Genomic DNA, 8,285 nt, shown 5'->3' with positions numbered 1-8,285 from the left:
GTTTTTTCCGGTTGTAGAGGGTGTTCTCTTTGATATCAAGCTCCTGTGCCAGACGGGCAACAGACTTGCCGCTTTCGAGCAGTAACGCCACGGCTCTGCGCTTGAACTCCGGGGGATATTGTTGTCTTGTCATCGTGACCTCGCTTTCGTTGACTGATTTGAAAACAAGGTGGGTACTAAATCAAGGACAGATCACTCCACTTAGTGATACTGAACTTGTGCTTTGCCATGTAACTGCCTGTGTTGTCAGGATGATGCGAGATCTGATCCTGGTGTTCAGCAAAAGTTCGATTTATTCAACAAAGCCGCACGCGTGATAACGCATCACAAACTTTGCCTCTCTCTGGACAGCAGGGAGCGAGGCGAGACGCCGAAGGCTTTGCGGAAGGCGTGGCTGAAATGAGAGAAGTCGGAGAAGCCGAAATCCAGTGCCGCCTGTGACACACTTTTTACCTTTCCGCGTTCGATAGCTTCGCGGCTCGCCCGCAGTCTCTCCTGCCAAATCACTGCCATCGGCGTTTTCTTATTCCGCGCGAAAGCGCGCGTGACGGTGCGAACGGAAACGTGGTGCGCCCGTGCCAGACTCTCGATGTTCAAATCAGGCTCGACAAGTTGCCGCCTGATGTAATTCATCATGCGGGCATAAAGATCTCGCTCAGCACCAACATTATCCAGATCCTGCAATTCCAGGCTCAGCACCAGCAGATCCAGCAGCGTCTGGGAGAAACGACCGGAAATATCCGGGTTTTCCAGACAGTCGGTCATCGCCGTCGCCTGACGCAGCATTTCACGCAGCGGGATCACGCCGGGGCGACGGTCATCCAGCACCACAGCGGTGAGGTTTTCAATCCCCGGCAAACGGCCGCTCAGCAGATGGCGGGGGACCCGCACCAGATGGTTATCGTGCCCGCCCAAACTGAAACGGAAAGTCTGGGCGGCGTCGTAGAGCACCAGACTCTCCGCCACCAGCGCCGCCTTGCGTCCCCCCTGCTCAAGCTGGCCGTACCCTCCCTGCATATAGCCCAGCCACAGATCGTCGTCTGGGCCCTTTCTCAGATAACGGGCAGTGCGATCCCAGCGGTGCAACGGCGCGGACAACGAACAGATATCCACCATGCCCACCCCGCGCACCGCAAGCCGGGCGTCAAAGTCCACTCCTGCCTGCGGTTCACTGGCGGCCGGAATGCAGTGACGTAACACTACGTCGTTCCAGTATTCGAAGCGGCGCGACTCTGCAACGCCAACGGTCGAATAGTAGATGCTGCCCGCAGACTGCATGCTATTCATAATTTATCACCTCACGCCGTGAATCCCGCATAAACAATGCAAATGTATTCACAGGACGCAACTATCGTGCCAGCACGTAGATTCACTATTCATCTCTCACGCGCATCTGCGCTAATTCACTGCAAATATTGCGGAAAATCCGTCGGCACACCTGGCCTCTCATGTCGTGGGTGGTATCGAAAAGTAGGAACCGCACTCCAGGCGTGCGCGCCTGCACTACGAAAGACCATCACGCTACGGCCTTTTCAGCCTGCGCGCCCGTTGTCCCTGCCAGCCAAACGATTGTCCTTCTGAAACAAGTACGCAACAAATTTCTCCCTAGTATCAGTAACCGTAAGGTCTTCCGGCCACGTTGGTTCCGGGACATAAAAAAAGACATCAGACATGAGGGTAACGTTATGATTGTTAGCGGCAGCACATCTCGCATCAGCTTAGGCGCCTGCGCGCTCTGGCTGGCGACAATCCCGGCCCATGCGGTCGATCTCAACTCCCAGGATCTCATCCCGGCCCCTGCCGATACTGACACCATACTGGGGTATTTCACCTACGCCACACGCGACAGCTTTACCCCCACCGGGGGCAACGAAATGAAGCAAGGCACCGGGCTGGACTCCTTCGTCAGTATCTTTCGTTATGTCCATTACATGGATGTCGGCGGCTTCACCATCGCACCGCAGGTACTGATGCCCTACGGACGTCTCTTTAACGGCTCTCTGAGCGGTGCCCACCTTGATTCCGCCAGCGGCCTGGGCGACCCGATTTTGGCCGCCCCGGTCTGGCTGGTGAATAACGCCAGCACCACCTTCGCTATCGTGCCCTACCTGTACGTCCCCGCCGGCTCCTACGATGCCGGGCGCACGCTGAACGTTGGTGAGAACCGCTGGAAGTTCGACTTGCAGGTCGGCGGCGTGCAACAACTGGGTCATGGCTTCGCCACGCAGTTATCTGCTGATGCGCTGTGGTATGGCGATAACGACGATGCCACGGGTATCGGCACCGGCCGTCTCAAACAGGATAACACCTACCAATTTCAGGGCTGGCTAAGCTGGACGCCACCGGCTGACAAGACCTGGACCGTCTCCGCCGGTTACGCCAAATTGTGGGGCGGCAAGCAGCAGATCGACGGCGTCGATAACGGACAAGCGACACGTTCGGATCAAGTCCGTCTGGAGTTGTCGAAGTTCGTCACCCCCACGGTGCAAGTTCAGGGCTTGCTCCAGCGAGACGTCAATGTCGATGGCGGTTTTAAAGAGGATCTACACACCACCCTGCGCGTGATGAAGCTGTTCTGATGAGGACAGAGACCACGACCTCCCCGACCATTCACTTGCAACGGAGAAATCCACGATGAACGAACAACAAAAACCCTCTCTCTATGAACGTCTTGGCGGTTATGACGCCGTGTATGCCTTCGCCGGAGAAGTGTTGAAAACCTGTATGAAGCATCCCGACATCGGCCATATCTGGGCGCATGTGTCCGAGTCGTCATTCCAGAAAGAGCACATTAACTTCGTTGATTTCTTGTGCAAACACTGGGGTGGCAACACCGTCTATCGGGGGCGAGATATGGTGACCGCACACCGCGGCATGGGTCTGACCGAGGTGCATTGGAAGGCCGTATTCGAGTCTATCGACGAGTGTTACGAAAACTTCAACGTACCGCAGGATATTCGCGAAGAAGTCACCGCCTTCCTGGCCCAATTCAAGCCCGCTGTCATCGGCAGTCCTTCGTATCGCGACGTGGTGCTTTCACACCCAGACATGGACGTGACCAAGGGCATGAAAAGTGTCGGTATCCACTGGCCTAAGGCCGATAAGCCGTCTTAGCACCTGACAGACACCCACTGACTGCGTGGGTGTCCATTTCAGCCAAACGACTGACCCGGATAACCAAGTCGGGATGGTATTCCGGGCTTATGTTCAAGACAGGTGCATGAGCAAACACAAGAAAAAGGAAACAGCATGGCTATTCAACGTCCCACTGTCGAACAACTACAAGAGCTTGCCAGTCGGCTGCATATCAGCCTGACTCCGGCGCAGGCCGAGGAATATCTGACGCTGATGCAGGCTAACTTCGACGCCTACGATCTGGTCGACTCCCTGCCCGACGACATCCCGGAGGTCCGCTATCCACGTGCTGCCGGTTATCGTCCGACTGGCGAGGAAAATCCGCTCAACGCCTGGTATTACAAAACCGAGGTCAAAGGTGCGGCGACGGGCGCACTGGCCGGGCGGACCATTGCCCTTAAAGACAATGTCTCGCTGGCCGGCGTACCGATGATGAACGGAGCCTCCACACTCGAAGGTTTTGTCCCATCCTACGACGCGACCGTGGCCACTCGCCTGCTGGATGCCGGGGCGACGATTCTGGGCAAGGCCACTTGCGAACACTTCTGCCTCTCCGGCGGCAGCCACACCTCCGACCCGGCCCCGGTACACAATCCTCACCGCCATGGCTATGCCGCTGGCGGCTCATCTTCCGGCAGCGCCGCGCTGGTGGCGGCTGGCGAGGTGAACATGGCGATTGGCTGTGATCAGGGTGGTTCAATCCGTATCCCTTCCGCCTTCTGTGGTACCTACGGCATGAAACCGACCCACGGTCTGGTGCCTTATACCGGCATCATGCCGATTGAGGCGACCATCGACCATGCCGGTCCCATCACCGCCAATGTGCGCGATAACGCGTTGATGCTGGAAACCATTGCCGGGAGTGACGGACTTGACCCGCGTCAGCATGCGCCCGCTGTAGAGACCTATACCGCCGCCCTCGGTAAAGGTGTACGCGGCCTAAAAATCGGCATTCTGACAGAAGGCTTCCAGTTGCCGAATCTGGACCCGCAGGTCGACGCAAAGGTGCGGGCCGCCATCGCCCGCCTGCAAGAACTGGGCGCCACTGTTAGCGAAATTTCAGTGCCGGAACACAGTCTGGCGGGCGCGCTGTGGTCCCCTATCGGCTGCGAAGGTTTGACTGCCCAGATGATGCACGGCAACGGCATGGGCTTTAACTGGGAAGGTCAGTACGACGTCAACCTGCTGGACAAACACGCGCAATGGCGCAACAGCGCTGATGCTCTCTCCCCGTCGCTCAAAGTGTGCATGTTCGTCGGCCAGTATGGGCTGGAACGCTATAACGGCCGCTACTACGCCAAGGCGCAGAATATCGCGCGTCGGGCACGTGCCGGCTACGACCGGGCCCTGAGCGATTTCGATCTACTGGTGATGCCTACCGTGCCTATCGTCGCTCAGCCGATGCCAGACCCTGGCTGTTCCATTACCGAATACATCGCGCGCGCTTTCGAGATGATCGGCAACACTGCCCCACAGGATGTCACCGGTCACCCGGCCATGTCTGTCCCCTGCGGCATGGTCGACGGACTCCCCGTGGGCATGATGCTGGTAGGGCGCCACTACGCTGAAAGCACTATCTATCAAGCCGCCGCCGCTTTCGAAGCCTGCGGCGACTGGCGGAAGTTTTAACCTTTAACTGTCGGGAAACATAACATGAGCCATAAACACGACCACGAACATACCGAACCCCCCGCGGACATCGAGTTGCGTGTCCGCGCGCTGGAATCCCTGTTACAGGAAAAAGGCCTGATCGACCCGGCTGCGCTGGATGAGTTGATTGATACCTACGAGCACAAAGTCGGCCCTCGCAACGGCGCACAGGTTGTCGCCAGAGCGTGGAGCGACCCTGAATACAAACGTCGCCTGATGGAAAACGCCACCGCCGCCATTGCGGAACTGGGTTTCTCCGGCATACAGGGCGAAGACATGTTGGTGGTAGAAAACACACCGGACGTGCACAACGTCACCGTCTGTACGCTATGTTCCTGCTACCCCTGGCCGGTACTGGGTCTGCCGCCGATATGGTACAAATCAGCGCCCTATCGTTCGCGTATCGTTATCGACCCGCGCGGCGTTCTCGCCGAGTTCGGGTTGCACATTCCAGAAAGCAAAGAGATTCGCGTTTGGGACAGCAGCGCCGAATTGCGTTATCTGGTACTGCCTGAACGTCCGGCAGGTACAGACGGCTGGAGCGAAACGCAGTTGAGCGAACTGATCACGCGCGATTCGATGATTGGCACCGGTGTGGTTAGCGCACCATAACGAGAGGAGAAAACCATGAATGGGATACATGATCTGGGGGGGATGCACGGCCTTGGCCCGATCCCTACTGAGGAAAACGAGCCCTATTTCCATCATGAGTGGGAACGCCGTGTCTTTCCTCTGTTCGCCTCGTTATTCGTCGGCGGACACTTTAACGTCGATGAGTTCCGCCACTCCATCGAACGTATGGCACCGACCGAATATCTGGAGTCGAGTTACTACGAGCACTGGCTGCACGCATTCGAAACCCTGCTGCTGGAAAAGGGTGTGATCACGGTTGAAGAACTGTGGGGGGGCGCGAAACCGACTCCCTGTAAGCCTGGCACAGCGGTGCTGACGCAGGACATGGTATCAATGGTCGTCAGCACTGGCGGGTCTGCCCGCGTCAGTCACGATGTCGCGCCCCGTTTTCGGGTAGGGGATCAGGTTCGGACGAAAAATTTCAACCCGACCACCCATACCCGCCTGCCACGCTACGCACGCGACAAAGTCGGTCGCATTGAGATCTCCCACGGCGTGTTTATCACGCCAGATACTGTGGCGCACGGTCTGGGCGAACATCCTCAACATGTCTATAGCGTCAGTTTCACCGCGCAGGAGCTGTGGGGGGAGCCACGTCCGGACAAAGTGTTCATCGATCTGTGGGATGACTATCTGGAGGAAGCATGAACACAGCAACACAACACGATTATGCCGCTGTCGGGCTACCGCGCGACGAAGAAGGGCCGGTGTTCGATAAGCCCTGGCAGGCAAAAGCATTCTCCCTGATAGTCCATCTCCATCGGGCCGGGCTATTCCCGTGGGCAGAGTGGGTACAGACATTCAGCAAAGAGATCAAAGCAGCGCCGGCGCAACCGGGTGAAAGCGTGAATGATGCCTACTATCGCCAGTGGATCGCAGCGATGGAAAACATGGTGACTGCGCTCAACCTGGCGGTGCCGGATGATATCAGCCGACGGACACAGGAATGGCGTGAGGCGTATCTCAACACGCCTCACGGCCAGCCGATTGTACTGGCGAACGCCAGTTGCCCGCCAGCACATAGCCATCATCATCTTCCGCTGGGCGTGCCGGTAACGGTGAGTCCGGCACATGTTTCCAATAGCAAAATCGACAATGGAGTTACACCATGAGTGATATCACCCTTAATGCCCACGCCCCGGCTGCCCCAATTCCTGTCGCGGAACTGCTGCCCTGGGCGCTGTTCACCGCCTTGCTGGCGCTGCTGGCAATCTATTTTGTTGGCGCAGAACAAGGCGCAACGTCGATGTTTTCCGGCACGCAGGTGCATGAATTCTTCCACGACGCGCGTCATCTGCTGGGCTTTCCCTGCCACTGAGGAGGCGGACATGATTGGGAAACTGTTATTGAAAGGAATGATGGCTGGCATTCTCGCCGGGCTGGTGGCATTTGCCTTTGCCCACCATTTCGGCGAGCCGCAGGTTGATCGCGCGATTGGTCTGGAAGAAAGTCTGTCCGCTCACACGCACCAACACGGCGCGTCGGCGGACAGCGGCGGGGAAGAACAAGAGGTGTTTAGCCGACAGACCCAGTCCGGCATCGGCCTGATGGCTGGCATGGCGTTGTTTGGCGCCGCACTGGGTGGTGGTCTGGCGTTGGTGTGGGCCTTTAGCTACCAGCGCATCGGGCCATCGAACCCGCGTGTGCTGGCGCTCTGTCTGGCGCTGGCCGGTTTTCTGGCGATGAGCCTGATGCCAGGACTGAAATATCCGCCCAATCCGCCCGCAGTCGGCAACCCGGATACCATCGGCTATCGCACCGGGTTGTACTTCGTCATGATGCTGCTTTCCATAGGCATCGTCATCTCCGCCGCGTGGTTATCACGTCAGCTAACGCCGCGCCTTGGCAGCGGCAATGCGATGATGTGGGCTGCGCTGTTCGGTGTGGCGCTGATGCTGGTGGTTTGCGCGCTGATGCCGACAGTGAACGAAGTGTCCGACCACTTCCCGGCGGATCTGCTGTGGAATTTCCGCATGAGTTCCTTCGGCACGCATCTGGTGCTTTGGGGCGTCATCGGTGTGGCGTTCGGCGCATTAGCCGAACGCACCCCGGCGATACACAGACAGCAGCCGGTTTTACGTCGCGGTTAATGTGATGAGAGCGTCGCTTACGCTAATTTGTCAGGGAGAAACGGCAGCGTCCAGAGGTTCACATTTTCCCTGTGATGATCCTCTGGAGGCACGAGAATGGCAACGCGCGCAGAAGTTACACTCCATTGCCGCCCGTTATCATAGTGTCTGGACCGCCCCAGAAACCGCCGCCCGACAAACCACGACGGCGCTCTCTTTACATGCTACCCTAACAGCCGAACTGGCGGAGACCGACTACGGCCTCTGGGCCGGTCGGCCCTTACGCGAGGTGATGACGCAGGATGCCGAAGCGTTCCACGCCTGGCTTGAGGGCGCTGCGCCACCAGGCGGCGAGTCACGCGTTCAGTTATTGGCACGCTGCGCCGCATGGCTAGCTCAACGTGTTGATATTCCAGGTCTTCACTGTGCAGTTGTACCCGCCTCCGTAATCCGCGCCATGATCGTCGACGTTCTCGGTGCACCACTTCAGTCATTTGCACGCATCGACATTCACCCGCTCAGCATCACCGAGCTGCACAGCGACGGAAGGCGCTGGCATTTTTGTGTATTGAAAGACCGCGCAACTGGCAAATAGACAACTTTCCACCAGCAGATGAATATCAGCCATATGTATTATTCGGTGACAGGCGTAAACGTTTTATGATCTTTAAGGCTTTGTTGAATAAATCAGATTTGAGGCGAGCCTTCCTGTAACAGGCCACTCTTCAGGCAATAAGTACACTTGCAGGCATGCCAGCCTTCGTCATTTTGTTCAGCGCACGAACCATGGCCAAAGCC

The 8,285-nt window shown here is 57.6% G+C and carries 11 protein-coding genes; 9 read left to right on the top strand and 2 right to left on the bottom strand.

The window, feature by feature from the left end:
• A partial coding sequence (locus tag KP22_RS23095; RefSeq protein ID WP_081923401.1) for a transposase occupies positions 1–133 on the bottom strand: 133 nt, incomplete at its 3' end.
• A 191-nt stretch (positions 134–324) separates the two neighbouring features.
• The gene (locus KP22_RS20765) at positions 325–1,287 is read right to left on the bottom strand and encodes an AraC family transcriptional regulator (protein ID WP_039309063.1); all 963 of its coding nucleotides are present in this window, start codon (positions 1,285–1,287) and stop codon (positions 325–327) included.
• A gap of 398 nt (positions 1,288–1,685) precedes the next feature.
• Here KP22_RS20765 and KP22_RS20760 point away from each other — a divergent pair, with 398 nt between their 5' ends.
• From KP22_RS20760 to KP22_RS20720, 9 genes are all read left to right on the top strand, one after another.
• On the top strand, positions 1,686–2,579 hold the full coding sequence (locus KP22_RS20760) for a transporter (protein ID WP_039326183.1): 894 nt from the start codon (positions 1,686–1,688) through the stop codon (positions 2,577–2,579).
• A gap of 55 nt (positions 2,580–2,634) precedes the next feature.
• Positions 2,635–3,114, top strand: a complete 480-nt coding sequence (locus KP22_RS20755; protein ID WP_039309057.1) for a group I truncated hemoglobin — start codon at positions 2,635–2,637, stop codon at positions 3,112–3,114.
• Positions 3,115–3,249: 135 nt separating this feature from the next.
• Positions 3,250–4,764 carry an amidase gene (locus tag KP22_RS20750; protein ID WP_039326181.1) on the top strand — a complete coding sequence of 505 codons (1,515 nt, stop codon included), beginning with the start codon at positions 3,250–3,252 and terminating at the stop codon, positions 4,762–4,764.
• A gap of 24 nt (positions 4,765–4,788) precedes the next feature.
• Positions 4,789–5,397: a nitrile hydratase subunit alpha gene (gene nthA, locus KP22_RS20745; protein ID WP_039309051.1), complete on the top strand. Its 609-nt coding sequence runs from the start codon at positions 4,789–4,791 to the stop codon at positions 5,395–5,397.
• A gap of 15 nt (positions 5,398–5,412) precedes the next feature.
• Complete coding sequence (gene nthB, locus KP22_RS20740) at positions 5,413–6,066, top strand: nitrile hydratase subunit beta (protein WP_039309048.1); 654 nt, start codon at positions 5,413–5,415, stop codon at positions 6,064–6,066.
• The gene (locus KP22_RS20735) at positions 6,063–6,530 is read left to right on the top strand and encodes a nitrile hydratase accessory protein (RefSeq protein ID WP_039309045.1); all 468 of its coding nucleotides are present in this window, start codon (positions 6,063–6,065) and stop codon (positions 6,528–6,530) included. The genes nthB and KP22_RS20735 overlap by 4 nt, the downstream gene beginning before the upstream one ends.
• The gene (locus tag KP22_RS20730; protein ID WP_039309042.1) at positions 6,527–6,736 is read left to right on the top strand and encodes a CbtB domain-containing protein; all 210 of its coding nucleotides are present in this window, start codon (positions 6,527–6,529) and stop codon (positions 6,734–6,736) included. Before KP22_RS20735 ends, KP22_RS20730 begins: the two co-directional genes overlap by 4 nt.
• A gap of 10 nt (positions 6,737–6,746) precedes the next feature.
• Positions 6,747–7,508 carry a CbtA family protein gene (locus KP22_RS20725; protein WP_039309039.1) on the top strand — a complete coding sequence of 254 codons (762 nt, stop codon included), beginning with the start codon at positions 6,747–6,749 and terminating at the stop codon, positions 7,506–7,508.
• A 4-nt stretch (positions 7,509–7,512) separates the two neighbouring features.
• A complete protein-coding gene (locus tag KP22_RS20720) occupies positions 7,513–8,082 on the top strand; it encodes a histidine phosphatase family protein (RefSeq protein WP_039326180.1) in 570 nt (189 codons plus the stop codon).
• Positions 8,083–8,285 lie beyond the last annotated feature (203 nt).

Source organism: Pectobacterium betavasculorum (assembly GCF_000749845.1).
Classification (GTDB): Bacteria; Pseudomonadota; Gammaproteobacteria; order Enterobacterales; family Enterobacteriaceae; genus Pectobacterium; species Pectobacterium betavasculorum.
Note: the sequence above shows the minus strand (reverse complement) of the source record. Positions and strands in the feature narration are given on the sequence as shown.

Excerpts from the sequence above, each read along its gene's own strand:
- KP22_RS20755 (WP_039309057.1), top strand. The coding sequence starts at position 2,635 with ATGAACGAACAACAAAAACCCTCTCTCTATGAACGTCTTGGCGGTTAT.
- nthB (WP_039309048.1), top strand. The coding sequence starts at position 5,413 with ATGAATGGGATACATGATCTGGGGGGGATGCACGGCCTTGGCCCGATC.
- KP22_RS20735 (WP_039309045.1), top strand. The coding sequence starts at position 6,063 with ATGAACACAGCAACACAACACGATTATGCCGCTGTCGGGCTACCGCGC.
- nthA (WP_039309051.1), top strand. The coding sequence starts at position 4,789 with ATGAGCCATAAACACGACCACGAACATACCGAACCCCCCGCGGACATC.
- KP22_RS20725 (WP_039309039.1), top strand. The coding sequence starts at position 6,747 with ATGATTGGGAAACTGTTATTGAAAGGAATGATGGCTGGCATTCTCGCC.
- KP22_RS20765 (WP_039309063.1), bottom strand. The coding sequence starts at position 1,287 with ATGAATAGCATGCAGTCTGCGGGCAGCATCTACTATTCGACCGTTGGC.
- KP22_RS20720 (WP_039326180.1), top strand. The coding sequence starts at position 7,513 with ATGAGAGCGTCGCTTACGCTAATTTGTCAGGGAGAAACGGCAGCGTCC.
- KP22_RS20750 (WP_039326181.1), top strand. The coding sequence starts at position 3,250 with ATGGCTATTCAACGTCCCACTGTCGAACAACTACAAGAGCTTGCCAGT.
- KP22_RS20760 (WP_039326183.1), top strand. The coding sequence starts at position 1,686 with ATGATTGTTAGCGGCAGCACATCTCGCATCAGCTTAGGCGCCTGCGCG.
- KP22_RS20730 (WP_039309042.1), top strand. The coding sequence starts at position 6,527 with ATGAGTGATATCACCCTTAATGCCCACGCCCCGGCTGCCCCAATTCCT.